The following is a 25436-nucleotide window of genomic DNA, read 5'->3' as shown; positions in this document are numbered from 1 at the left end:
AAGGGGAGAGTCGGTGACACAGTCATTGGTGCGTTATTCCAGGATTCTCGCCATAGTCGGAGATATCGTTACTGTTCATGTGGCGTTGCCGGACTCTGGCGTTTCCCCCATCAGCTTTGGTGACCTGGCACTGATCGAAAGTCGTGCAGACGAAGAGTTACCACGCATGGCGCAAGTGGTGCTGCTGGATCGGGAGCGGGTTTCCTTGCAGGTATTTTCTGGTACTAAGGGGTTATCCACTCACTCTGCAGTACGTTTCTTGGGTTACCCGATGCAGGTAGCTTTTTCGTTGAATATTCTGGGGCGCGCTTTTTCCGGTACTGGTCTGCCAATTGATAGGGGTCCCTCCCTGAACGATGAGCCTCGGGTAGAGATTGATGGCCCGACCGTCAATCCGATGCGCCGGGTACTGGCGTCCCATATGATCCGCACCGATGTGCCGATGGTAGATGTATTCAATTGCCTAGTAGAAAGCCAGAAAATACCTATCTTCTCCGTGGCCGGGGAACCCTACAATGAGCTGCTTGCCAAAATAGGTACGCATGCAGATGCTGACGTGGTGGTGTTTGGCGGCATTGGCCTGACGTTTGATGATTATCATTTTTTCCGCCAGACTTTTGAGCAGGCCGGAGTGCTGGCGAGAACGGTGATGTATGTGCATCAGGGTTCTGATCCGACGGTGGAAGCGTTGTTGGTACCGGATATGGCACTGGCGGTTGCAGAACACTTTGCGGTTGAAGAGGGGCAGCGGGTGCTGGTTCTGCTGACCGATATGACAGCTTATGCCGATGCCCTGAAAGAGGTGGGGATCGCAATGGAGCATGTGCCCTCCAACCGGGGTTATATCGGCGACCTGTATTCTCAGCTGGCGCGCCGTTATGAAAAAGCCTGTGACTACAAAGGTGCCGGTTCGGTGACCATTCTGTCGGTTACCACCATGCCGGGTGACGATGTCACCCATCCGGTGCCGGACAATACCGGTTATATCACCGAAGGACAGTTTTACCTGCATGACGGGGTGATCGATCCGTTTGGCTCCCTGTCGCGGTTGAAGCAGCATGTCATCGGCAAGGTTACCCGGGAGGATCATAGTCAGATCATGAATACCATGGTGCGGTTTTATGCTGAAGCCATGGATGCCCGCCAGAAACAGGCAATGTCATTTGAACTCAGTGAATACGACCTGCGTTTACTGCAGTTTGGTGATCTGTTCCGGCAGCGGTTTATGGATATCCGGATCAGCATGCCGCTGGAACAGGCGCTGGATCTATGCTGGCAGACCCTGGCAGAGTGCTTCGATGTGCAGGAGTTGCTGATGAAGCAGAGTCTGGTGGATAAATACTTCCCCACAGTCACACGTCAACCCGCACCAGAGGCGGTGTATGGCTAAACTGGCGCTGAATAAAAGCTCGCTTAACCGGGAGGGAAAGCGCTTACAAACCTTCCGTCAGTTTCTGCCTGCACTCGACCTTAAACGGAAGCAGCTACTGTCTGCTCGACTGGACACCCGGCGTCGTTTACAGGCGAATGAAGTTGCATTGCAGGCATTGCACCAACAGGTTGAGCGCCAGTTGCTCATGCTGGCGGATACGGATGTGCCGGTGGAGGGTTTAATCAGGATTCGCGAGCTGGAGATCGGCAAACGTAACCTTGTTGGGGTTGAGTTGCCCCAGTTGCAGCAACTTGAGCTTGAATACACCTCCTATTCCCGCCTGATGCTGCCGCATTGGGTAGACCCCTTACTGGAGATGCAGGAGCAGGCGGTGCGGCTGGAGGTAGACATTAAACTGGATCTGCTCAGCCTGCAGCGGCTTGAACAGGCGATCCAGAAAACCACCCAACGCTTGAATCTGTTCGATAAGGTGCTAATTCCCAAAACAGAGAGCAATATCAGACGTATCCGCATAGCGCTCTCTGATGCTGAACGGGCTGGAGTGGTCCGCGCTAAACTGGCTAAGAGCAAACACCGGAGTCTGGCATGAGCATTGCGCCACTGCTTAAGGCGACGCTGATCGGGCTGAGTGCAGATAAACCGGTGTTGCTGGAGCAGTTGCAGCAACTGGGCCTACTGCACATGATTCCGCTGCAACCGCCGCGACCACTTGTGGCAGATGAGAGTACAGAGCTCAGTCCGGCACGCTTGCAGCTGGTGTTGCGGTACCTGCTGGATTGTCCTGATAAACGTCGGCAGGTGACTACTGCCAGGCATTTCGATCTACCGGTGGTGGCTCAGCAGGCGGATGAAAATCGTCAGCACCGGCTCAGTTTGCTGGAACAGCGTGATTTTCTACAGAACCGGATTAAGGACTTGCGTCCCTGGGGTGATTTCCGCTTGCCGGAAACGGATGAACTGTACCAGCAAAAACTCTGGTTCTATCTGGTGCCTAACTATCGTATGGCAGAGGTGCAAAAGTCTGACCTGACCTGGCAACAGGTGTACCAGGACAACCGTCATAGCTATGTGGCTGTGGTTGCTGAGCAAGAGCCACTGTTCGATGCGATGCCGGTGCCGCGTACCCATACTGGAGTCGTGCCGCTGAGTCAGTTGCACAAGTCTTTGGAAGATGTGGAAGTCGCACTGGAAACACTGGAAGCGGAGCGCCAAGGGCTGACCTGCTGGATCTTCCTGCTGCAGTGTTCTGTCGCCGGTACGATGGATGCAGCACAGCGCAGTGAAGTCGCCGCTATGACCCTTGATGCGGGAGAGGTATTTGCCTTGCAGGGATGGTTGGCTAGTCGTGACCTGGAACGGTTGCAACAGTTTGCCTCGGAGCAGGGGATGGTACTGCAGCTGGCGGCGCCAGATCAGGCTGAACAGCCACCGACGCTGCTGCAGAACGACCCTGCCACTTCGGCTGGAGAGGAGATCGTGCACTTCTTTCAGGAACCGGGGTATCGCAGTTGGGACCCATCACGGGTGGTGTTTTTTTCGTTTGTGACCTTTTTTGCTCTGATTATGTCGGATGCGGGTTACGCGTTGTTGTTGGCGGCGGGAATCCTGTTGTTCTGGCGTCATTTCGAGCGCAGCCGGACCGGGCGTCGATTGCGCACACTGGGTATGGCGCTGTCGGTGTCAGGTGTGCTTTGGGGCATGCTGGTGGGCAGTTATTTTGGTGCTGCCCCCCCTCCCTGGTTAGCGGGTTGGAAAGTTGTCGACCTGTATGACTTTGACAGCATGATGCGATTATCCATCTGCCTTGGTGTTCTACATCTGGTATTGGCTAACCTGATGATGGCATGGGTGAGACGGCGCACCATACAGGCGTTGGCACCGATTGGCTGGTGCCTGATTTTGCTCAGTGGTTTGCTGGGCTGGTTGCTGGGCATTGGGTTGATGGTTAATGCAGGGTTTGTCCTGGGCTTATTACTGGTGCTGGGCTGCACCAGTCAGCGCGCCGGTTTTGGCTGGCGGCGCTGGTTGGATGGGGTACTGGCACTGACGGGTATCAGTAAATTATTTGGTGATGTGCTCAGTTATATGCGGCTGTTTGCGCTGGGTCTGGCCAGTGCGTCACTGGCGATTACCTTTAATCAATTGGCTCAGGATGTTGCTCTGGCGCTGCCAGTGGTTGGCGTGTTTTTTAAAATGTTGATTCTATTGCTCGGGCATTTGCTTAATTTCGTGCTGACGGTCATCAGTGGTGTGGTGCATGGCTTGCGGCTGAATCTGATTGAATTTTATAACTGGAGTCTGGCGGATGAAGGCTATGCCTTTCAGCCATTTGCAAAGCAGGAGGTTTCACCTTGGATAACCTGATATTGGCACTGGGCTGGGCGGGCCTGTATGGCCCCATGGCGTTGGGAGCCATCGGCAGTATGATCGGGTGTGCGCTGGCGGGTCAGGCTGCTTGCGGAGCACTGCTGGAAACAGAGTCGGGTCATGGTCGTTACATAGGGATCTCTGCCATGCCATCGTCCCAGTCAATATACGGCATAGTGGTGATGTTTGCGCTGAACCGTGAACTCACCACCACCAATGCTCCGGGACTGGCAGCTATCGGGTTATTGTGCGGGCTGGCGTTGTTGTTCAGTGCTGTTTACCAGGGGCGTTGTTGTGCTTCAGCCATTCATGTTTCCAGAATTCGGCCGGAAATTTTTGGTATGTCTCTGGCTCCGGCGGCAATTGTTGAAGGGTTTGCGGTGTTTGCCTTTATTTTTGCGCTGGTTCTCAGTGAGGGCATTCCGGTATGAAAAATGGCAAACCTGAGCATGCCGCTTCTGGCGTAGAAGCACTGATTGATAAGCTGCGTGACCAAGGGGTGCGCCAGGGTCAAGCAGAGGCGTCTCGGTTGGTGGATGAGGCCGAACGACGGGCCGATTGGTTGTTGGCTCAGGCGCGTCAGGAAGCCGAGCAACTGGTACACCATGCCCGCGCAGAAGCCGATGCGTTACGCAGTGCCGGAGAAGAAGCCTTAAAAGTAGCGGCCCGGGATCTGCAATTGGATGTGAAGGAGCAGTTAACCCGCAGCTTTACTGACCAGGTGGAACGGCTGGTTACGCAGCAGATGGATAACGAAGCTTTTATTCGCCAGTTGGTGTTGGCGTTGGTTAACCGAGTCGCGGAAGATACGGGGCTGAATGAGGCAGATGCGCTGCAGATTGTGCTGCCTGCGGACAGCATCGGTTTAGAAGAGTTGCGGCGCAATCCGCAGGAATACCGTGACGGACAGCTGAGTCGCTTTGTACAGTCACTGGCGGCGGAGCAGTTGCGTGCCGGGATTAGTTTTGATTTGCATGCTGGCGCAGGTATTCGCATTCGCTTGCAGGCTGAAGATATTGAGGTAGACCTTAGTCCGGCGGCTGTCAGTGAATTGCTGTTAAAGCATCTACAGCCCAGGTTTCGTGCCATGCTCGAAGGGGTGATCCGCTAGTGGCTGATTATGTGACGCTGATAAATGCCCTGCCCAGCCTGCCGACGTTGGATAAATGCCGGCAATTGCCACTGTCCCGAATCGCGCTGGAGCGCCGGTTGAGTATGTTGTCGCATCATGACAGTGAGCAGCTGGCTTTGGTGGAGCAACTGTATTTCCCCCATCAGGGTCGGGCTAAACAGCAGTCAGAACAGCAGCTGGTCCAGCACTGGCAACAACAATTGGCGTGTATCGACAGTCTTCAACTCCAGGCACGGGTCAATTATTTGCTTGAGTTGTGGACCTTGTTGGCTGCGTTGCGGTATCGGGCGGCGGGTCAGCGCAGTGGTGAAGCTTTCCTGGGTGCAGGTCGCTGGCTAGGGCAGATCCGGCGGCACTGGCATGAATCGCGGTTTGGTCTCGAAACGCTCTGGCCAGAGGTATCAGGGCTCTGTCATGCGTTTGATCATGCAGCACCAGAGCAGGTGGAACGGCACCTGAACCGGCTCCTGTGGCAAGACCTGTGGCGGTGTGAACAACAGCGTTTGTTTGATTTTGATGCGGTGGTCTGTTTTGTCTTGCGCTGGGGGCTGGCTGAACGCCAGCTCAGCTATCAGGTGCAACCGGCTTTACAGCGCTTTCAGGCGCACAGTTGTCAGTTATTGGCGTCGTCAGAACCGCTCGCTTTGTGGTTGAAGGAAACGCGTTATGCATGATCAGGTTACAGCCCGGGTGATGGCGGTACGAGATGATATTGTCACCGTGCAACTGCTCCGGGATGCGTCGGGTGAACCTTATGCGATCCGAAAAAACGAAGTGGTCTACCTTTGCCCGGCCCGGCATGAGGGTGAGCGCCCTCGTTACCTGCAAGCCGAGGTTTTGCGGGTACGACAAGGTGAGGCAGACGTACAGGTGTTTGAGAGTACCCGCGGTGTAGCGATTGGTGATGCTGTACGGCAAAGCGGTGCGATGTTGTCCGTGACGCTGGGGCCCGGGCTGCTGGGGCAGGTCTATGATGGACTGCAGAACCCGTTGGAAAAAATTGCCGCACAGGAAGGTTTTTTTCTACCCCGTGGTCTGCAATTAAACGGCCTTGATACACAGCAACACTGGGCGTTTCAGCCGAGGGTTAAGGTTGGCGCGAAGGTGCGTGCGGGTGATCTGTTGGGCGATGTTCAGGAGGGGCGCTTCCGGCATCAGATAATGGTGCCGTTTGGTCTGCTGGGCAGTGCTCGGGTCAGCTGGATTCAGGAGGGCAGTTTTACTGTCACTACCCCGGTTGTGCGTTTGCAAACCCAGTCAGGCAAAGAGCGTGAAGTGACCATGCAGCAGGAATGGCCGGTACGAATTCCGGTCAGTGGTCCACTCTTGCGTAATGGCAGCAGTGAGCGCCAGTACCCTAAGCAACCGCTGCTGACCAGTATTCGGCTGATTGATACGTTTTTCCCGGTGGCGCGGGGCGGCAGTGCCTGTATTCCGGGGCCTTTTGGTGCCGGTAAAACGGTACTGCAGAATCTGATATCGCGTTATTCGGATGTTGATATTGTCGTGATTGTTGCCTGTGGCGAACGAGCTGGGGAGGTGGTGGAAACCATTACAGAGTTTCCAAACCTACCGGACCCCCATGGCGGCAGCCTGATGGATCGCACGGTGATCATTTGTAATACCTCGTCTATGCCGGTGGCAGCACGGGAGGCCTCAATTTATACCGGCATTACCATCAGCGAGTACTACCGGCAAATGGGTTACAACGTATTGTTGATTGCGGACTCAACCTCCCGCTGGGCACAGGCAATGCGGGAGACCTCTGGTCGGCTGGAAGAGATACCTGGGGAAGAGGCATTTCCGGCTTATCTGGATTCGGCCATCAGAGCCTTGTATGAACGGGCAGGGGTGATTCGTACCAATACCGGTGCCACCGGCAGCCTGACATTGATTGGTACCGTGTCGCCTGCCGGGGGTAATTTTGAGGAGCCTGTTACCCAGTCGACCCTGCGCACGGTAAAAACCTTTCTTGGCTTGAGCGCCGAGCGTGCATATAAGCGGGCCTATCCGGCAGTAGACCCGTTGATCAGTTGGTCGCGCTACCTGATGCAGATGACCGATTGGTATCAGAGCCATCTTGGTGCGGATTGGGTGGATGCGGTGAAACAGATGCAGCACTTGCTGGTGGCTGGTGAATCAGTACAGCAGATGATGCAGGTTACCGGTGAGGAAGGTGTGACATTGCAGGATTATATTACCTATCATCGAGCACTCTGTTTGGATCAGGTTTATCTGCAACAGGATGCGTTTGATCCGGTGGATGTGTCTACACCACTGGCACGGCAAAAGACGTTGTTTGAGCTACTTCAGCGTTGCTTGCTGGGTGAGCAGACGTTTACGGATAAGGATCAGGCGCGGCAGTTTTATCTGCAACTGACAGGGTTGTTGAAAAACTTGAATTACAGCCGCCAGGATAGCCCCGACTACGGTAAATATCTGCAGCAGATAGAAGCGATGTTGATGCCTGATGCTATTGCTGCAGTGAGTGACTAGGGGCGATTATAGCGGGTGCCCTGCAGTTCGATCTGGCGTAATGGGAATGTGCCGGTTTTGCGATCCTCAAAATAGTATTGCAGCGCATTACGGATGGTATGAAAGGCCAGCTCCTCCCAGGGGATCTCGTCCTCGGCAAACAGTTCTACTTCAAGCGATTCATTGCTGGTGCTGAATTCAGGTTTATCCATCTCGGCGAGATAGATCAGCTGTACCTGATTGACATGGATAATGGAGGTCATGGTGTAAAGGCTAAGCAGGCGGACTTCCGCATTGGCTTCTTCGCGGGTTTCCCGCAAAGCGGCCTGCTGGGTGGATTCATTGTTTTCCATAAATCCGGCCGGCAATGTCCAGAAGCCCAGGCGTGGTTCGATGGCGCGTCGACACAGTAGTACTTTGTCTTGATATACCGGCAGACATCCGGCAATAATTTTCGGGTTTTGGTAGTGAATAGTGTCGCACTGGCGGCAAATGTGGCGCGGCAGGTTATCGCCTTCCGGGATGGCAATGTGTAATTCTGCAGCGCAATTGGAACAATACTTCATGACGCTTCCTTATTTTCAACAGCCCATTCTAGGCAGCTGTTAGCAAACACTCAACCGGGATTTTCGGTTGGCTTTCTACCCCGGCCGGGCACAGGGTAGAATAGAATAGACATCAGCGGTTGGAACTACCATGTTAACTCAGATTCGGCATCGCCTTGCACAGCATGAACCGCGGCAATTGTTTGCTCAGCGGGCGCAGGCGGGTGTGCTGGTGGCCCTGACAGACAATGTTACCGGTCCGGAGGTGATCCTCACCCGCCGTGCTGTTCGGCTCTCGACCCATAGCGGAGAAGTGGCTTTCCCCGGCGGTAAACGTGATCCGGAAGATATCGATCTACTGCATACTGCGCTGCGTGAAGCACATGAAGAGGTAGGTATTGCGCCAGACCAGGTGGATATTATTGGCCCGCTGGGGCAGGTGATGTCGAAGCATGCCTTGCAGGTAACGCCTTGGGTGGGGGTCGTCTCAGCGGATATACGGCTGACTCCTAACCCAGGTGAAATTGATCAGATTTTCCGGGTGCCGCTGACATTTTTCATGGCGGATCATCGGTGCCGGACTGATGCGTTGCAGTTTCGCGGTAAGACTCTGTATGTGCCTGCCTGGGAGTTTGACGGACATATAATCTGGGGACTGACGGCCTACGTGCTGGTGGAGTTGCTAAATATCGGTTGTGACGCAGGTATTCCGATGCGGCCCAGGCCTGAACATGACATGAGGTATCGCTAGTGCTTTATACATTGGATGGATGTGACGTCACTTTGCTGGGTGAAGAACACTTTGTCGCAGAGAACGCCACAGTGATCGGTAATGTGACCCTGCATGACTGCAGTAGTGTTTGGTTTAATGCGGTGATTCGCGGTGATAACGACCCCATTATCATTGGTGAGCGCAGTAATATTCAGGACGGCGCGGTGCTGCATACCGACCCGGGTTTTACCTTGAGTATTGGTGCAGATGTGACCATTGGTCATCAAGCGATGCTGCATGGCTGTGCCGTGGGAGATGGCTCCCTGATTGGCATTGGTGCGGTGGTGCTGAATGGTGCTCAGATTGGTAAAGGCTGCCTGGTTGGTGCTAATGCATTGGTTCCGGAGGGTATGGTGATTCCTGATTATTCTTTGGTTGTGGGTGCTCCGGCCAAGATAAAACGCGTGCTTACTGAGGAGCAGGTTGCCGGCTTGCTGGAAAACGCGCATCACTATGTAGCTAACATGCGCCGCTACTGTCGTGGCTTGCAGTTACAGGAATCAATATGACCGTTGATGTTCAGCTTAAGCCTGTGCCTAACCCTTGTATCGGTGTGTGCGCTCTGGATGAGCATGACCTCTGTATTGCCTGCAGGCGCAGTGGGATTGAGATTGCTGAATGGGGCGTTTATAGCAATGAGCAAAAACGGCAGGTGATCCGTAAGGTTATTAAACGAGAAGCGGGGGATCTTAGCGTATGAAATCGATGCCGGTTATGGTTGATATCTGTCTCGTGCCGTTGGGTGTAGGTGTGTCGCTGGGTGAGTATGTAGCCGCTTGTCAGACGGTGTTTCAGCAGGCCGGACTCAACTATCAGTTGCATGCCTACGGTACCAATGTCGAAGGCGAGTGGGACGCAGTGATGGCGGCAGTCAAACGCTGTCATGAGGTAGTGCATGAAATGGGTGCGCCGCGTATTACCACCTCTATGCGGCTAGGTACCCGCACCGACCGTCATCAGTCGATGCAGGACAAGCTAGATAGTGTGACGCAACGTCTGGTGGTTGATGACTGATCTTGCTTGATCAGTCATCTCCATCGGGGTTAGGCAGTGCAATAATCCGCGCGGTTTTGATCATGTTTTCGCCGATTTGCAGGGTCTCAATGCGGTAGTGGTCAATTTCAACACAAACATTGGCATCGGGCAGGGATTCCAGTTTTTCAGTGATCATACCGTTGATGGTTTTCGGGCCATCGGTTGGCAGGTTCCAGTTTACGTGCTTGTTCACATCGCGAATGTAGGCGGTACCATCGACAAAGTAGCTGCCATCTTCCTGTAAGTGCACGTCATGGTTTTCATCAGGATTGGTATTGGACAGCTCGCCGACAATCTCTTCTAGAATATCTTCCAGAGTGACAATGCCCTGAATGTCGCCATATTCATCTACGACCAGACCAATGCGCCGGTTTTGACGTTGGAAGTGCAGTAGTTGGGTCTGTAGTGGCGTGCTTTCCGGAATAAAGTAGGGTTCTCGAATGACCTGCAGAATCGCTGCTTTGGTGACGCTGCCCTCGCTGAAAACCTGTGCCAGGTTGCGCATATGCAGAATGCCCACCACCTTATTTAATTCGCTCTGGTACACCGGCAGGCGAGTATGTTCGGTATTGCTGAGTTTGGCGATAATGGTATCAATATCTTCATCCAGATCGATCCCCAGCACTTCATTGCGAGGTACCATGATGTCATTCACAGTGACTTCATTCAGCTCTAGCACGCCCAACAGCATGTTCTGGTTGGTTTGCGGTAACAGTGCGCCAGCTTCATGCACTAACGTACGCAGTTCTTCGGTGCTGAGATGGTGCTGATTATCACCTGTTACCTTGACGCCAAACAGGCGCAAAAAGTTATTGGTAATGGTGTTGATAATCCACACCAGTGGGTAGATCAGCTTCAGTAGTGGTATCAGTACATAGGATGCCGGGAACGCGATCTTTTCCGGGTGTAGCGCGGCCATGGTCTTGGGCGAAACCTCAGCAAAAATCAGGATGACAACGGTCAGTGCGGCGGTGGCAATCGCGATGCCGGCATCACCCCACAGACGTACCGCAATAACAGTGGCAATGGCAGAGGCCAGAATGTTGACGAAGTTGTTGCCAATCAGAATCACGCCGATCAGGCGGTCGGGCCGGGATAGCAGCTTACTGGCTTTGCGTGCACCGCGGTGTTTTTTGTTGACCAAATGTTTCAACCGGTAGCGGTTGAGCGACATCATTCCGGTTTCAGAGCTGGAAAAAAACGCGGAACAGAGGATAAGAAAAACCAGAACCCCGAGTAGGGTACTTATTGATGCATCTTCCAAGAGCGGTCGGCCTGTATTATGGATTGCCCTGCATTGTCAGTATCACTGCTTCGCCTGTCAAGGCTGAGGCCCTGCAGGTTAACGATTAACTGTGCAGGATCAGCTCGGTGACAAATTTGCTGCCAAAGTAACCCAGTGCCAGCAAGGCGAAACTGCCCAGAGTCCAGCGGATAGCGGTGTGGCTGCGCCAGCCGAAACTCAGGCGGCCGAAGAGTAGCGTGGCATACAGGCCCCAGGCCATGATCGACAGCACCGTTTTGTGTACCAGATGCTGGGCAAACAGGTTGTCCTCGAACAGAAAGCCTGTCACCAGAGACGCAGTCAGCAGGATCAATCCGGCCCAGAGCAGTTCAAACAGGAACCGTTCCATCGTTTGCAGGGGGGGCAGAGAGGCAATCAATCCACGGGTGTGGTGGTGTTTTAAAGCGGCTTCCTGTCTGGAGAGCAGGATTGCCTGAATCACCGCAATGGTGAAAACGCTATAGGCCAGGATAGACAGCAGAATATGTGCAATCAGACCGCCAGCATAGGGTTTGCCGGGTTGTAGGTCGGTGACGATGGTGAGTAATGCCGTAATCAGTGCCATCGGCAGAACACCTAAAAACAGGTTGTCTATGGCCTGACGCAGGCTGCTTAATAACACCAGTCCGGTGACTAGCCAGGCGATCAGCGAGCCAGCACTGAACAGGCTTAGATTCAGCCCCTGCGGTTGGTGCAGTACTGTGTAGACCGACAGGGTATGGGCGACAAAGCCTCCCAGCGCCAGCCATTTAAGTAAAGCGGGTTGCGCCGTACGTTTACCGAGCACCACCTGATATTGCAGCAAGGAGGCGGCACCATAAAGTAAAACTGCTAGCAAAGTGGAAAACAGTAGCATTGGAATCCCTTAATACAGCCTGTCACCGATAGGCCCGCGGATACTGGATGTTCGCAGGCAGGCTAAGTGTGTCATAGAACGCGGGTGGATTAAATAACGTGACGCTATTCGCAGCTGCGTTGGCACTGAGGTATAATCCTCGCCTTTATTACCACATCTTTTTTGAAATTATCCCAACCGCCGCAAGTGCTTGATAAAGCCAATTGATGTTCCAGCAGGTGGAAGGGGAACCGGGGTACGACATGTTCGAAAACCTTACAGAGCGATTAACGCAAACGCTCCGCAGTGTTACGGGTCAGGCCAAGCTGACCGAAGACAATATAAAAGGCACCCTGCGTGAAGTGCGGATGGCATTGCTGGAAGCGGATGTGGCTTTGCCGGTGGTCAAAGACTTCATTAACAGCGTTAAAGCGCGCGCGGTGGGTCAGGAGGTCAGTAAAAGCCTGACCCCGGGTCAGGTTTTCGTCAAGATCGTCAACGAAGAGATGGTCAGCCTGATGGGCGAGGCCAACGAACAGTTGAATCTGGCGACTGTGCCGCCAGCCGTAGTGTTGATGGCTGGTCTGCAGGGCGCGGGTAAAACCACGTCCGTTGCTAAGCTGGGTCGCCACCTGCGCGAGCGGGAAAAGAAGAAAGTGCTGGTGGTGTCTGCGGACATATACCGTCCTGCAGCGATTAAACAGCTAGAAACCCTGGCGGCAGAAGTCGAGGTCGACTTCTTTCCCTCCACAGCGGAGCAGGATCCGGTAGATATCGCCAATGCGGCGATCGCCCATGCCCGTATCCAGCAGCATGATGTAGTGCTGGTAGATACGGCCGGTCGACTGCATGTCGACGAAGACATGATGGGTGAGATCCGCCGTCTGCATGATGCGGTAAAACCGATCGAAACCCTGTTTGTGGTCGATGCCATGACGGGTCAGGATGCGGCCAACACTGCCCGCGCTTTTAATGAAGTGCTGCCACTGACCGGTGTGATTCTGACCAAAACGGATGGCGATGCCCGTGGTGGTGCGGCCTTATCCGTGCGTCAGATTACCGGCAAACCAATTAAGTTTATCGGTGTCGGCGAGAAAGTTGATGCGCTGGATCCGTTCCATCCTGATCGTATTGCGTCCCGTATTCTGGGTATGGGTGATGTGCTCTCGCTGATCGAGGAAGCAGAGCAGAAGATAGATAAGGAAAAGGCGGAAAAATTTGCCCGCAAGATCAAAAAAGGCAAAGGCTTTGATCTGGAAGACTTCCGCGAACAGATCTCCCAGATGAAAAATATGGGTGGTATGGCCGGCCTGCTGGATAAACTGCCCGGTATGGGACAGATGGCTCAAGCGGCGGAAGCCGCCAATGCCGAGAAAGGCATTCATCAGATGGAGGCGATTATCAACTCCATGACCCCGGCAGAACGTCGTAAACCGGACATTATCTCAGGCTCGCGTAAAAAACGTATCGCCAGGGGGTCAGGTACCCAGGTACAGGATGTCAATCGACTGCTTAAGCAGCATAAACAGATGTCCAAAATGATGAAGAAATTCGGCGGTAAGGGCATGGGTAAAATGATGCAAGGCATGAAAGGTATGCTGCCTCCCGGCATGGGCGGCGGTGGCGGATTTGGCGGTCCGGGCGGATTTGGCGGCGGTGGTTTTCCGCGCTAAATCTGGCGTGGTTAAAAAAACGGCAAAATGCTTTCTAAGGGCGGCGAATTCACGTAGAATTGCCGCCCTTGATTTTTAACGGCCCAATCTGTGGTTTGCAGGTTGGTTAATCAAACTGTGGGCGATACCAAAACCCACTCAATAAAGGGATCTAACGCATGGTAATAATTCGTTTGTCTCGCGGCGGCGCCAAAAAGCGTCCTTTCTATCACATCTCGGTGGCTGATTCGCGTAATGCGCGTGATGGTCGCTTTATTGAGCGGCTCGGTTTCTTTAACCCGTCTGCACGTGGTCAGGAAGAGCGTCTGCGCCTCGCACTGGATCGCGTTGAATACTGGCAGGGTAAAGGTGCACAGCTGTCTGAGCGTGTAGCTACTCTGGTTAAGGAAGCTAAAAAAGCATCAGCGTAATTGCTGATCGATCAGGTAGCCGGATGAGCAGTAAGAACAGCGAAGCGACAGTTGTACTTGGCAGTGTTACTGCGGTCTACGGAATTAAAGGTTGGGTAAAAGTCTATTCCCATACCGATCCGTTAGAAAATATCTTCAGCTACGGGCCCTGGTTAATGGAGTTTGACGGTGAGTGGAAACCGGTTGCGGTGGAAGCAGGCAAACCTCATGGCAAGGGACTGGTCGCCAAACTGACCGGTGTGAATGACCGAACCCTGGCCAGCAAATATTGCGGCAAGGAGATCCGGGTTGATGCCAGCCAGCTGCCAGAATTGGCAGCCGGTGAGTATTACTGGAGTCAGTTGGAAAACTTGATGGTTTATACCGAGTCCGGCCAGTTGCTGGGCAAGGTAAGTCACCTGATGGAAACCGGTGCTAATGATGTGTTGGTGGTGAAGGGAACCGAGCAGAGCATTGACCGTAAACAACGGTTACTGCCCTGGTTGCCGGATCAGGTGATCAAAGAAATTAACCTGGAATCAGGTACCATGCGGGTCGATTGGGACCCGGAGTTCTGAACCGTGTGGTTCGGTGTGGTTACCCTCTTCCCTGAGATGTTCGAAGCAATTACAAGCTTCGGTGTCAGTGGCAGAGCGGTGAAAAACGGTTTGATACAGCTGCAGTGCTGGAGTCCTCGAGACTTCACCCATGATAAGCATCGCACTGTAGATGATCGGCCTTATGGTGGTGGCCCCGGCATGTTAATGAAGGTGCAGCCACTGCGGGATGCAATCCAGGCGGCTAAAGCGGCTGCCGGTGGTGAAGCTAAGGTGATCTACCTTTCACCCCAGGGACGCAAACTGGACCATAAAGGCGTGCAGGAGCTGGCCGAAAATAAACGGCTTATCCTGGTAGCTGGGCGCTATGAAGGCATTGATGAGCGCCTGCTGGGAACTGAAATTGATGAGGAATGGTCGCTGGGCGACTTTGTCTTGAGCGGTGGTGAACTGCCGGCCATGACCCTGATTGATGCGGTTTCCCGACTGGTGCCCGGCGTGCTCGGACATCAGGACTCGGCTGCTGAGGATTCGTTTTGTGATGGCCTGCTTGATTGCCCCCACTATACCCGCCCGGAACAGCTTGACGGCATGGACGTACCTGAGGTGTTGCTTAGCGGTAACCATGAGGTGATCAGGCGCTGGCGTCTGAAACAACAACTGGGCAGGACCTGGCAACGCCGGCCTGACCTGTTGGATTCCCTCACGCTGACAGCTGAGCAACAGGCATTGTTAACAGATTTTATCCGGGAGACCGAAGGGTCCGAAGGTTGAATACATTAGGAGCAAGCTATGAGCGGCAACAACCTGATTATTCAGCAGCTTGAAGCTGAACAGATGAGCAAACAGATTCCTGATTTTGCACCGGGCGATACCGTTGTGGTTCAGGTAAAAGTAACTGAAGGTAACCGTACTCGCCTGCAGGCGTATGAAGGTGTGGTACTGGGTAAGCGTAACCGCGGTCTGAACTCTGCGTTTACGGTACGTAAAATCTCCCACGGTGTGGGTGTTGAACGTACTTTCCAGACTTTCAGTCCTACCGTTGACAGCATTACCGTGAAACGTCGTGGTGATGTACGTCAGGCGAAACTGTACTACTTGCGTGAGCGTAGTGGTAAGTCTGCACGTATCAAGGAAAAGCTGGGTTAAGCTTTTGCTGTGTAATACTGAAAAAAACGGCCTCCGGGCCGTTTTTTATTGTCTGCATGAAAGGGCTGCAGTTTTTGGCACCGCAGCCGCTATGGAAGTAGGGGGTAAAACTGGTGTTTTACCCCCTACTCCATTAAGGTCTTTAAGTGGATCTCTCATGCCATCTATGTTTGTGATCGCTCAAAACGGAGTCTGAGGTTGTGCTGGCGACATTACGAATCCTGAAGTTTCTGGTCATTGTGCTGTTATTGCTGGCACTGGCCGCCGCTGCCGGTTATCTCTATATGTGGTGGCAGATTACCCGTACGGCAGATGCAGTGCAGGATGCCATCGCGCCATTCGTCACTATGGAATATGCCAGTGTCGAAATTGAACCGCTGAAATCTGAAGCCGGGATCCGCAATGTGCGGTTGACCCCGGTAGGCATGCAGGACGCCATTACGGTTGAACGTATGCTGCTTCGTACCGATAACCCGCTGCAGCTGCTGCAGGCTCCCCAGGGGTTGAGTAAGGAGCAGTTGCCAGATGCCTTTTCTGTCATTGTCACGGGCATTAATTTAAACCTGCAAAGTGACTTTATGCGGATGCTTGCTGAGAACGCCGTTGCCGTGCAGGAGGAAGCGGGGCCAAGTTATGACACCCTTGGCTGCGGTGACCTGCAATATATGGGGCTACCGCAGTGGCGGAAAATGGGCTTCAGTCAGCTACTATCAGATGTTCAGCTAAGCTATCGCCTTGACCGACTGGTGCAGACGGCGCGGTTTGATCTGTTTGCGGAAACCTTGGGTGTGGCTCGAGTAGAGGCTTCTTTGGCGATCGGCAGTAGCGAAAAAACGCCGACGGTTTCAGGTCTGTTTTCACCCAATACCCTGCTGGAGAGCATCGAACTGCGGATGCAGGATCTGGGCTATAACCTGCGCCGTAATCGCTTTTGTGCGCAATTGAATGATGAAGAGGTTGCTGAATACCGTGCCCGTTACCGGGACCTGTTGGCGGTGCGTCTGGCTAACGAGGGCTGGCAAATCCCGGTGTCGTTACTGGATGCTTATGACACCTTGAATAACCCCGGTGGTTCAATGTTAGCGCGGGTGCGACCGCAGATGATGATGGGGCCGCAAGCTGCATCTCTGATGCAGCAGCCTGAAGACCTGTTGGCGGTTCTCAAACCCTATGTTGAATTTTCAGGCAAGCAAGTATCGCTGCAGGGTGTGCGTTGGGACCCCTCACAAAAACAGCAGCCGGCGCTGGCGACCCCTAAACAATCGCCTGCTGAGACTGAGGCTACGGACCAAGTGGATGCCAAAGCTGCTGAATCTCTACCAGCGAAGGTAACAGCTGATCGACCGGCAGGCATTGGCAGGCCCCTGATAGTGCTGCCAGAGCGGAAAACCTTGCAGCGAGTAGCGGTCAATCAACTCAGTGGTCATGTTGGTCATCATGCTGTACTTAGAACCTATTTTGGCCGGCGGGTAGAAGGGCGCATTATTTCGGTAAGTCGCGCCGAGGTGGTGATCGAGCATCGCCCACCAGATGGTAGGGGCACCGCTACCTACCCTATCGCCCGGGATAAGATTGAATTGGCCGAAGTGCTGTTTTAGCAGTCATGGCTGATGCTGATACCTCTTCTAAACTCGGCTCAGCCGCGCAAACGCTGATAGAGGCCTATCTGGATGCTATCTGGATGGAGAAAGGGCTGAGTGATAACACTTTGGCTTCTTATCGAAGGGACTTGCAGGCTTTTGCTCTCTGGCTGCAGCAGCAGGGCGTCGACCTGCTCGGTTGTCAGCGCAGCGCCGTCCAGCGGTACCTGGCCTGGCGGCTGAAGCAGCGTATAAAACCCAGCTCGACTGCGCGTATGCTGTCATGCCTGCGCGGCTTTTATCGCTATCAGCTGCGAGAAGAGCAGATTACAGAAGACCCCACTCTACTGATAGAAAGCCCTAAGCGGGGTCGGGCCTTACCTAAAACCCTGACGGAACATGATGTCGAGCAGTTACTGGCCGCTCCGGTACTGGGTGACCCGGTACAATACCGGGACCGGGTGATGCTGGAAGTGCTGTATGCCACCGGTATGCGGGTGAGTGAATTGGTGGGCCTGGAGTTGCATATGATGAACCTTAATCAGGGGGTGATTCGTGTAACCGGGAAGGGTAACAAAGAGCGGTTAGTGCCATTGGGGGAAGAGGCGATTGGCTGGCTAAAAAGTTACCTGACTGAGGTCCGGCCCCTGCTGTTGGCCGGACAGAATCTGAATGCGGTGTTCCCCAGTCGGCGCGGCAGCTTTATGACCCGGCAGACCTTCTGGCATCGTATTAAGCATCACGCGCTGGTGTCGGGTATTAATAAACCACTGTCGCCGCATGTTTTGCGTCATGCTTTCGCGACTCATCTGCTTAATCATGGTGCCGATCTCCGGGTGGTGCAGATGCTGCTGGGACACAGCGATCTTTCCACGACACAGATTTATACCCATGTGGCTCAGCAACGCCTGCAAGCCTTGCATCAGCTGCATCACCCGAGGGGCTGAACCGGAGTGAACTTGCTGTTATCCTGCCAGTCCTACACATGATGCCGACATGCTGTGCGGCTTTGGATCAATGAGGAAGATATGAAAAAGACAGTTGCCCTGTTGGGCTGCCTGTTGTGGGCTGGGATGGTCACCGCAGATGATGACGTTGCTCAGCGGATCACGGAAAATCTGCAGCAGGTGGATGCCAGAATTGAGGTTAAATCGATTAAAGAAGCTCCGATTGCTGGTCTGCACGAAGTGACTTTGTCCTCTGGTGATGTGCTGTATGCCAATGATGCAGGAGAGTACTTCCTGATTGGTCAGCTTTATCAGTTCAGTAAAACCGATGGCTTTGTCAACTTGACTGAAGCGCAGCAAAAAGTGGCGCGGCGCGAGCTGATGGCTAAGGTGGCGGATGAGGATACCGTGATTTTTCCGCCCGAGGGCGAAGTAAAAGCCACCATTGATATCTTCACGGATGTGGACTGTCCGTATTGCCGTAAACTGCATCAGGAAGTGCCAAAGCTCAATGCCATGGGGGTCAAAGTCCGTTATCTGGCTTTTCCGCGCAAGGGTGAAGGTAGTTCGACTTATGCCGAAATGGTCTCGATCTGGTGTGCCGAAGGTGAGGCACGTCGTACGGCCATGACGGATGTGAAATCCGGTGCTAAACTGCCTCCCGCGAGCTGTGATAATCCTGTCAAATCTCAGTACTTGTTGGGTAAGGATGTGGGTGTCAATGGGACGCCAGCGACTGTGCTGGAAGACGGTACCCTGATCCCCGGTTATATGCCTGCAGCTAATATGGCGCGAATTCTGGGTGTGCAGTAACCAGTTGCCGTGACCGTGTCCCGGTCGATGACCGGAGTGGCGGTTGCAGCCCCAGGGCGGCGCGCGGCTTAGGCCGCAGCGCCGCCCACCTAATCCCATCTAACTCTCCCCTCGTGTTTCTTGGTCACTAATTGCATAGAGTCGTTAAACGGTTTTCGTTATAATGCGCCACTTAGTTTTGTGCTGCGGGTAAAACCCGTTGTTTCGTCGATTAAATCGTCCAACGAAAAGGTGAGGTGCACAGTTGAAACCGGTAAAAGTGGGAATCTGCGGGCTGGGAACAGTCGGTGGCGGCACATTCAATGTTCTGAAACGAAACGCTGAAGAGATCGAGCGTCGCGCTGGTCGCCAGATCATTGTTGAGCAGATTGGTACCCGGCATGAAAACCCGGCCTGTGACACCAAAGGCACTCAGCTCACTGCGGACATTTTTGAAGTTGCCAGCAATCCGGAAGTGGATATCGTGGTTGAACTGATTGGGGGTTACGATGTAGCTCTCCAGCTGGTGATGACAGCGATTGAAAACGGTAAGCACGTAGTAACCGCGAATAAGGCGCTGATTGCGGTGCACGGTAATGAGATCTTTGAGGCTGCGCAAAAGAAAAACGTTATGGTGGCGTTTGAAGCCTCGGTTGCTGGTGGTATTCCTATCATCAAAGCGATTCGTGAAGGTCTGGCCTCCAACCGGATTAACTGGTTGGCAGGTATTATCAACGGCACCGGCAACTTTATCATGACCGAGATGCGCGAAAAGGGTCGTGATTTTAATGATGTGCTGAAGGAAGCTCAGGCGTTGGGTTATGCAGAAGCTGATCCGACCTTTGACGTTGAGGGTATTGATGCAGCGCATAAGCTGACCATTTTGGCTTCACTGGCGTTTGGTATTCCACTGCAGTTTGAAAAAGCCTTCACCGAAGGGATCAGTAAGATTACTCGTGAAGATGTGCAGTACGCTGAAGAATTGGGTTACCGCATCAAGCACTTGGGTATCAGCCGTCATGCGGAAAATGGCATTGAGCTGCGGGTGCATCCAACACTGATTCCACGGTCTGCGTTGATTGCCAATGTAAACGGCGTCATGAATGCGGTGATGGTTGATGGCGATGCAGTAGGTCAGACACTATATTACGGCGCAGGTGCTGGTGCAGAACCAACAGCCTCTGCGGTGGTCTCTGACATCATTGATGTCGTGCGCACTCTGACAGCCGATCGGGATAATCGTGTGCCACACCTTGCGTTCCAGCCAAGTGCCTTGTCTGATGTCCCGGTGCTGCCAATTTCAGAAACCGAAAGCGCTTACTATCTGCGCATGAATGCGGTTGAAAAACCGGGTGTTCTGGCCAAGGTCAGCAGTATTCTGGGTGAAGAGGGTATCAACATTGAAGCCATCATCCAGAAGGAAACCAAAGAGTACCAGGTGCCGGTTATTATCCTGACCCAGCGTGTACTGGAGCGGAAAATGGATGAAGCGATCTCCCGCATTGAAGCTCTGGATGAGATCAACGGCCAGGTTACCCGCATCCGCGTAGAACACTTTACCGCGTAAGCAGGAGTTGCTCAGTGAAATATATTTCTACCCGGGGTCAGGCTCCGGTGATGAACTTCGAAGAGGTTCTGCTGGCGGGTCTGGCCAGTGATGGTGGCCTGTATGTGCCGGAAACTCTGCCGTCTTTTAGTAAGGAAGAGATCGCTTCTTGGGCGGGCCTGCCCTATAACGAGCTGGCCTTTAAGATTATTAAGCCCTTTGTCTCCGATTGCGTGCCTGATGCAGACCTGAAGCTGATGCTGGATGAAACCTATGCGGGTTTTAATCACACAGCAGTGGCGCCACTGAAAGAGCTGGGTACCAATGAATGGGTGCTGGAGCTGTTCCACGGTCCAACTCTGGCGTTTAAGGATTTTGCCCTGCAGTTGCTGGGTCGGTTGATGGATTACGCTCTGACCAAACGTGGTGAGCGACTGGTTATTATGGGCGCTACGTCTGGTGATACTGGTTCTGCGGCGATTGAAGGCTGCTGCCACAGTGATCATCTGGACATCTTTATTCTGCATCCATATCAGCGGGTCTCCGAGGTGCAGCGTCGCCAGATGACAACGCTGATCAAAGACAATGTTTTCAATATTGCCCTGCAGGGGAATTTTGATGACTGTCAGCAGATGGTCAAAGACAGTTTTGCTGACCAGGGCTTCCTGAAAGGTCTGAAACTGGGGGCGGTGAACTCCATTAACTGGGCCCGCATCATGGCGCAGATTGTGTATTACTTCTCCGCCTCACTGGCCCTGGGGGGGCCGCACCGTCCGGTATCTTTTTCCGTTCCGACCGGTAACTTTGGTGATATTTTCGCCGGTTATCTGGCGAAACAGATGGGTCTGCCGATCCAGCAGCTGGTGGTTGCCACCAATCGAAATGATATCCTGCACCGGGTAATCTCCGGTAACGATATGTCCAAAGGCGAACTGGTACATACCCTGTCGCCATCTATGGATATCATGGTCAGCTCTAACTTCGAGCGGCTGTTGTTTGATGTCTATGGGCGTGAGGGAATAGCGATCAACAAGCTGATGGATGACTTCAAGGCTGGCCCGGTGTCTTTGGGTGATGGTAACTGGGATCAGGTGCGTGAACTGTTCGACAGCTGTGCGGTGGATGATGACACCACCTGCGCAGTGATCAAGCAGGTGTTTGCTGAGACTGAGTATCTGCTCGATCCTCATACGGCTATCGGAGTCAAAGCAGGTCGTGAGTGTAACCAGGATCCCGCGGTACCCATGGTGACCTTAGCAACAGCGCATCCGGTTAAATTCCCAGATCCGGTAGTCAAAGCCGGGTTGGAATCGCCACAGTTGCCGCCGCATATGGCAGATCTGTTTGAGCGCGAAGAGAAATATGAGATCTTGGCTAACGATCTGACTCAGGTTCAGCAGTTTATGGCATCTCACGTCCATACTGCTTGAGTCAGCTAGCCAGTCTGCTATAACAAAAGCCCGACCTTAATGTCGGGCTTTTTTGTCACTGGATACCGGGAGCAACCATGCAGGATCTGTTTTTCTATCTATCGAAAACGCTTTGGTTTGTGCTGTCGCCGGACCACTTTCTCTGGTTGTTGACCCTGCTGGCACTGTTTCTCTGCCGTCGTCGTGTTGGTTTCTTGTTGCTATTGTTGGCCGTGCTGGGACAGGGTGTGATGGCTTTCTATCCGCTGGGCAATTTGTTGTTGCGTCCCTTGGAGCAGCGCTTTGCTATGCCTACGGAAATGCCGGAGCGTCTGGCGGGCATTATTGTACTGGGTGGCGGTGAAGATGCAGAGGAGTCGTTTCTGCATCAGCAGGCTCAATTTAATCAGGGTGCCGAGCGCTTAATGGTATTGCCAGCCCTGCTAGAGCAATATCCGGATACCCCGGTCATCTTTACCGGCGGCTCAGGTTCCATGCTACAGCAGACCTACAAAGGTGGTGATGCAGTTGCGCAGTGGTTAGCGACACTGGGATTGGCTGACCGGGTGCAAATTGAGCGTGAATCACGCAATACATTCGAAAATGCAGTTTTCAGTCGCCGTTTGTTGGCGGATGAATCCCAGGGGCCTTGGCTGTTGGTAACCTCGGCGTTTCATATGCCGCGCTCGGTGGGGGTATTTCGCCAGGCCGGCTGGCAGGTGATTCCTTACCCGGTGGACTACCGTTCCGGTGCAGATCGAATCAGGCCTCTGCTGAATCTTAATATGGATGATCTGAATGTGGCTGTCAGGGAGTGGATCGGCTTACTCGCGTATTATTTATCGGATTATACGGATGCGCTGTTTCCGGCCCCGAGAGGGGCGGGCCGATGAAATCGGTATTGATCCAGCAACGGCCAGAGCCGGATAACGCCCTGCCGGTGTTTCATCAAACTCACCCGGTGCTGGCGCGTATCTATGCTAACCGGGGGGTCACTGAGCTGGATGCGCTGGGGCGTACGCTTAATCAGTTGCTGCCGGACAGTAGCATGAAAGGGGTGGATGCGGCGGTTGCCCGCATCCTGCAGGCATTACAACAGCAGCAGTCCATTCTGGTAGTGGGTGACTTTGATTGTGACGGTGCCACCAGTACCGCCGTGACGCTGTTGGCGTTGCGTCAGTTGGGTGCGGCGCAGGTGAATTATCTGGTCCCGAACCGGTTTGAATATGGCTACGGCCTCAGCCCTGAAATCGTCGCTGAAGCGCTGCAGCAGTCGCCGGATCTGATTATTACCGTAGATAACGGCATCTCCAGTAGCGAGGGAGTGGCGGCTGCCAATGCGGCAGGGGTTGATGTGATTATCACCGACCACCACCTGCCGGGTGCCGAGCTGCCGGAGGCCGCTGCCATTGTTAACCCAAACCAGCCGGGCTGCGATTTTATCGCTAAATCTACCTGCGGTGTGGGTGTGGTGTTTTATCTGCTGATCGCTCTGCGGCGGACATTGCAGCAGCAGGGCTGGTTTGAGCAACAGGGTATTGTTGCACCTAATCTAGCCAGTCTGCTCGACCTGGTAGCATTAGGTACAGTGGCTGACGTAGTGCCGCTGGAGCAGAATAACCGCGTTTTGGTGCATCAGGGCTTGCAGCGTATTCGCGCCGGACATTGTCGACCGGGGATTAGGGCACTGCTTGAGTTGGCCGGACGGCAGCTTAACCGCTTAAATGCGTCTGATTTGGCATTTGCTGTGGCTCCCAGGTTAAATGCTGCCGGTCGGCTGGAAGATATGTCCATCGGCATTGAGTGCCTGCTCAGTGAAGATGAAACTAGCGCCCGGGAGTTAGCTCAGCTGTTGGATAATTTGAATCAGGAGCGCAAGGGCATCGAGCAAGAGATGCAACAGCAGGCGTTGCAGTTGCTGCAACAACTCCACCTCAATGACTGCGAACTGCCCTACGGTTTGGCGTTATACAATGCGGACTGGCATCAGGGAGTGATCGGTATACTGGCGTCCCGCATCAAGGAGCAGGTACACCGTCCGGTGATTGCATTCGCACCGGGAGATCCGGGGCAGTTGAAAGGGTCTGCGCGGTCGATTGCAGGTTTCCATATTCGCGATGGACTGGATGCGATTGCTACTCGATATCCGGACCTGTTGTGCAAATTTGGCGGTCATGCGATGGCTGCAGGCCTGACGATAATGACGCAGGACCTGGCACTGTTTCAGCGGGTGTTTGCCGAGCAGGTTGAACAGGTACTGGAGCCGGCTGCTCTGCAGCAAATGCTGCTCACTGACGGTCGTCTCAGTGCGGACGACCTTAATCTGGAGCTGGCGCAATTGCTGCGTGAGGCCGGCCCCTGGGGGCATCAATTCCCGGAGCCATTGTTCGAGGGTGAGTTCTCACTATTGCAGCAGCGAATTGTTGGCCAGCGGCATCTGAAAATGGTGCTGATGGAGCCAAAAACTGGCCTGGCGCTGGATGCGATTCAGTTTAATACCGATCTTGAACTGTGGCCCAACAATGCCATCAACCGGGTACGGGTAGTGTACCGGCTGGATGTTAATGAATTTCGCGGGCAGCGCACGGTACAGCTGTTGCTGGATTACCTGCAGCCGTTGTAGAGGGAAACTATGTCAGATCTTAAACCCTATTACCTTGGTGCTCATGTCAGTGCCAGTGGCGGGGTGCAGAATGCACCGCTGAATGCACAGGCCATAGGTGCTAATGCGTTTGCGCTGTTTACTAAAAACCAGCGTCGCTGGGAGGCGAAGCCGCTTGACCCCAAGAATATCGCGGCCTTCAGGCAAAACTGTGAAGCTGCCGGTATCGCACCGGAACAGGTGTTACCGCATGACTCCTATCTGATCAATCTAGGACACCCTGAGGCGGAGGCGTTGACTAAGTCGCGGCGGGCGTTTGTTGATGAGTTACAACGTTGTGCTCAGCTCGGGCTGTGTTATCTGAATTTTCATCCTGGTAGTCATCTGCGTGAGATTACTGAGACTGAGTGTCTGCGCCGAATTGCCGAGTCGATTAATCTGGCACTGGAACAAACTGAAGGCGTTACTGCGGTGATAGAAAATACCGCCGGTCAGGGCAGCAATCTGGGGCATAACTTTGCTCAGATTGCTGAGATTATTGATCAGGTGGAGGATAAAAGCCGGGTTGGCGTTTGTCTGGATACTTGCCACCTGTTTGCCGCCGGTTATGATCTGCGTACCTTCGACAGTAGTGCCCAGGTGTTTGCTGAATTTGCGGATAGCGTGGGTTTTGAATACCTCTGTGGTATGCATCTGAATGATTCAAAAGGTGGTTTGAATTCGCGGCTGGACCGGCACCACAGTCTGGGGCAGGGTGAGATAGGATTGGAGGTGTTTCGTTATCTCATGTCGGATGACCATTTGCGCGGCATCCCGCTGGTGCTGGAAACCATAGATGAAACCCTCTGGGCAGATGAAATTCAGCTCCTGCGGCAGTTTGCCCATGCTGCCCGTTCGCCTGTCACTGCTTGATCTGCGGCAGCGAAAAGCGGCATGCTATAGTGAAGTTTTCG

At 53.6% G+C, this 25436-nt stretch carries 27 protein-coding genes; 24 read left to right on the top strand and 3 right to left on the bottom strand.

Annotation, left to right across the window (positions count from 1 at the left end):
• Positions 1–13 precede the first annotated feature (13 nt).
• Genes ACFVYJ_RS11175 through ACFVYJ_RS11145 form a run of 7 tightly spaced genes read left to right on the top strand, consistent with a single transcriptional unit; the run spans position 14 to position 7388 of the window.
• Positions 14–1390, top strand: a complete 1377-nt coding sequence (locus ACFVYJ_RS11175) for a V-type ATP synthase subunit B (protein WP_419416064.1) — start codon at positions 14–16, stop codon at positions 1388–1390.
• Entirely contained in the window at positions 1383–1982 is a 600-nt protein-coding gene (locus ACFVYJ_RS11170) for a V-type ATP synthase subunit D (protein ID WP_419416065.1), read from the top strand. The genes ACFVYJ_RS11175 and ACFVYJ_RS11170 overlap by 8 nt, the downstream gene beginning before the upstream one ends.
• A complete protein-coding gene (locus ACFVYJ_RS11165) occupies positions 1979–3757 on the top strand; it encodes a V-type ATP synthase subunit I (protein ID WP_419416066.1) in 1779 nt (592 codons plus the stop codon). Before ACFVYJ_RS11170 ends, ACFVYJ_RS11165 begins: the two co-directional genes overlap by 4 nt.
• Positions 3745–4191 carry an ATP synthase subunit C gene (locus ACFVYJ_RS11160; RefSeq protein ID WP_419416067.1) on the top strand — a complete coding sequence of 149 codons (447 nt, stop codon included), beginning with the start codon at positions 3745–3747 and terminating at the stop codon, positions 4189–4191. Before ACFVYJ_RS11165 ends, ACFVYJ_RS11160 begins: the two co-directional genes overlap by 13 nt.
• On the top strand, positions 4188–4871 hold the full coding sequence (locus ACFVYJ_RS11155; RefSeq protein ID WP_419416068.1) for a hypothetical protein: 684 nt from the start codon (positions 4188–4190) through the stop codon (positions 4869–4871). The genes ACFVYJ_RS11160 and ACFVYJ_RS11155 overlap by 4 nt, the downstream gene beginning before the upstream one ends.
• Entirely contained in the window at positions 4871–5566 is a 696-nt protein-coding gene (locus ACFVYJ_RS11150) for a hypothetical protein (RefSeq protein ID WP_419416069.1), read from the top strand. The genes ACFVYJ_RS11155 and ACFVYJ_RS11150 overlap by 1 nt, the downstream gene beginning before the upstream one ends.
• On the top strand, positions 5559–7388 hold the full coding sequence (locus ACFVYJ_RS11145) for a V-type ATP synthase subunit A (protein ID WP_419416070.1): 1830 nt from the start codon (positions 5559–5561) through the stop codon (positions 7386–7388). Before ACFVYJ_RS11150 ends, ACFVYJ_RS11145 begins: the two co-directional genes overlap by 8 nt.
• On the opposite strand, the gene ACFVYJ_RS11140 is transcribed toward ACFVYJ_RS11145, so the two are convergent.
• Positions 7385–7933 (bottom strand): NUDIX hydrolase, encoded by a 549-nt coding sequence (locus ACFVYJ_RS11140; protein ID WP_419416071.1) that lies wholly within the window; start codon positions 7931–7933, stop codon positions 7385–7387. The two genes, ACFVYJ_RS11145 and ACFVYJ_RS11140, sit on opposite strands and share 4 nt — an antisense overlap.
• 130 nt (positions 7934–8063) lie before the next feature.
• On the opposite strand from ACFVYJ_RS11140, the gene ACFVYJ_RS11135 reads away from it, so the two are divergent.
• The 4 genes from ACFVYJ_RS11135 to ACFVYJ_RS11120 are packed head-to-tail and all read left to right on the top strand — an operon-like array spanning position 8064 to position 9698.
• Positions 8064–8663, top strand: coding sequence for a CoA pyrophosphatase (locus tag ACFVYJ_RS11135; RefSeq protein WP_419416072.1), 600 nt, complete (start codon positions 8064–8066; stop codon positions 8661–8663).
• The gene (locus tag ACFVYJ_RS11130) at positions 8663–9193 is read left to right on the top strand and encodes a gamma carbonic anhydrase family protein (protein WP_419416073.1); all 531 of its coding nucleotides are present in this window, start codon (positions 8663–8665) and stop codon (positions 9191–9193) included. The genes ACFVYJ_RS11135 and ACFVYJ_RS11130 overlap by 1 nt, the downstream gene beginning before the upstream one ends.
• A complete protein-coding gene (locus ACFVYJ_RS11125; protein ID WP_419416074.1) occupies positions 9190–9384 on the top strand; it encodes a DUF1289 domain-containing protein in 195 nt (64 codons plus the stop codon). Before ACFVYJ_RS11130 ends, ACFVYJ_RS11125 begins: the two co-directional genes overlap by 4 nt.
• Positions 9381–9698, top strand: coding sequence for an MTH1187 family thiamine-binding protein (locus ACFVYJ_RS11120; RefSeq protein ID WP_419416075.1), 318 nt, complete (start codon positions 9381–9383; stop codon positions 9696–9698). Before ACFVYJ_RS11125 ends, ACFVYJ_RS11120 begins: the two co-directional genes overlap by 4 nt.
• Before the next feature lie 10 nt (positions 9699–9708).
• Here the strand turns inward: ACFVYJ_RS11120 and ACFVYJ_RS11115 are convergent, their stop codons facing one another.
• Positions 9709–10983 (bottom strand): HlyC/CorC family transporter, encoded by a 1275-nt coding sequence (locus ACFVYJ_RS11115; protein ID WP_419416076.1) that lies wholly within the window; start codon positions 10981–10983, stop codon positions 9709–9711.
• A gap of 85 nt (positions 10984–11068) precedes the next feature.
• The gene (locus tag ACFVYJ_RS11110) at positions 11069–11860 is read right to left on the bottom strand and encodes a cytochrome C assembly family protein (protein WP_419416077.1); all 792 of its coding nucleotides are present in this window, start codon (positions 11858–11860) and stop codon (positions 11069–11071) included.
• A gap of 242 nt (positions 11861–12102) precedes the next feature.
• On the opposite strand from ACFVYJ_RS11110, the gene ffh reads away from it, so the two are divergent.
• The 13 genes from ffh to nfo all read left to right on the top strand — a co-directional run bounded on the left by ffh (position 12103) and on the right by nfo (position 25395).
• Complete coding sequence (gene ffh, locus ACFVYJ_RS11105; protein ID WP_419416078.1) at positions 12103–13512, top strand: signal recognition particle protein; 1410 nt, start codon at positions 12103–12105, stop codon at positions 13510–13512.
• Between the two features lie 158 nt (positions 13513–13670).
• Positions 13671–13922, top strand: a complete 252-nt coding sequence (rpsP, locus tag ACFVYJ_RS11100) for a 30S ribosomal protein S16 (RefSeq protein ID WP_419416079.1) — start codon at positions 13671–13673, stop codon at positions 13920–13922.
• Between the two features lie 23 nt (positions 13923–13945).
• Positions 13946–14479: a ribosome maturation factor RimM gene (rimM, locus tag ACFVYJ_RS11095; protein ID WP_419416080.1), complete on the top strand. Its 534-nt coding sequence runs from the start codon at positions 13946–13948 to the stop codon at positions 14477–14479.
• 3 nt (positions 14480–14482) lie between these two features.
• Positions 14483–15232 carry a tRNA (guanosine(37)-N1)-methyltransferase TrmD gene (gene trmD, locus ACFVYJ_RS11090; RefSeq protein ID WP_419416081.1) on the top strand — a complete coding sequence of 250 codons (750 nt, stop codon included), beginning with the start codon at positions 14483–14485 and terminating at the stop codon, positions 15230–15232.
• An 18-nt stretch (positions 15233–15250) separates the two neighbouring features.
• The gene (gene rplS, locus ACFVYJ_RS11085) at positions 15251–15607 is read left to right on the top strand and encodes a 50S ribosomal protein L19 (RefSeq protein ID WP_419416082.1); all 357 of its coding nucleotides are present in this window, start codon (positions 15251–15253) and stop codon (positions 15605–15607) included.
• A 200-nt stretch (positions 15608–15807) separates the two neighbouring features.
• Entirely contained in the window at positions 15808–17205 is a 1398-nt protein-coding gene (locus ACFVYJ_RS11080; RefSeq protein ID WP_419416083.1) for a hypothetical protein, read from the top strand.
• A 5-nt stretch (positions 17206–17210) separates the two neighbouring features.
• Positions 17211–18134 carry a site-specific tyrosine recombinase XerD gene (gene xerD, locus ACFVYJ_RS11075; protein ID WP_463255272.1) on the top strand — a complete coding sequence of 308 codons (924 nt, stop codon included), beginning with the start codon at positions 17211–17213 and terminating at the stop codon, positions 18132–18134.
• Positions 18135–18215: 81 nt separating this feature from the next.
• Positions 18216–18947 carry a thioredoxin fold domain-containing protein gene (locus ACFVYJ_RS11070; RefSeq protein ID WP_419414928.1) on the top strand — a complete coding sequence of 244 codons (732 nt, stop codon included), beginning with the start codon at positions 18216–18218 and terminating at the stop codon, positions 18945–18947.
• Positions 18948–19191: 244 nt separating this feature from the next.
• Entirely contained in the window at positions 19192–20493 is a 1302-nt protein-coding gene (locus ACFVYJ_RS11065; protein ID WP_419414929.1) for a homoserine dehydrogenase, read from the top strand.
• Between the two features lie 14 nt (positions 20494–20507).
• Positions 20508–21902 carry a threonine synthase gene (gene thrC, locus ACFVYJ_RS11060; RefSeq protein WP_419414930.1) on the top strand — a complete coding sequence of 465 codons (1395 nt, stop codon included), beginning with the start codon at positions 20508–20510 and terminating at the stop codon, positions 21900–21902.
• A 77-nt stretch (positions 21903–21979) separates the two neighbouring features.
• Positions 21980–22774, top strand: a complete 795-nt coding sequence (locus tag ACFVYJ_RS11055; protein WP_419414931.1) for a YdcF family protein — start codon at positions 21980–21982, stop codon at positions 22772–22774.
• Positions 22771–24504 (top strand): single-stranded-DNA-specific exonuclease RecJ, encoded by a 1734-nt coding sequence (recJ, locus tag ACFVYJ_RS11050; RefSeq protein ID WP_419414932.1) that lies wholly within the window; start codon positions 22771–22773, stop codon positions 24502–24504. The genes ACFVYJ_RS11055 and recJ overlap by 4 nt, the downstream gene beginning before the upstream one ends.
• Positions 24505–24513: 9 nt before the next feature.
• Positions 24514–25395: a deoxyribonuclease IV gene (gene nfo, locus ACFVYJ_RS11045; RefSeq protein ID WP_419414933.1), complete on the top strand. Its 882-nt coding sequence runs from the start codon at positions 24514–24516 to the stop codon at positions 25393–25395.
• The last annotated feature ends 41 nt before the right edge of the window (positions 25396–25436 follow it).

It is taken from the genome of Pontibacter sp. JAM-7 (assembly GCF_048548695.2).
In the GTDB taxonomy this organism is placed as follows: Bacteria; Pseudomonadota; Gammaproteobacteria; order Pseudomonadales; family Balneatricaceae; genus Neptuniibacter.
Note: the sequence above shows the minus strand (reverse complement) of the source record. Positions and strands in the feature narration are given on the sequence as shown.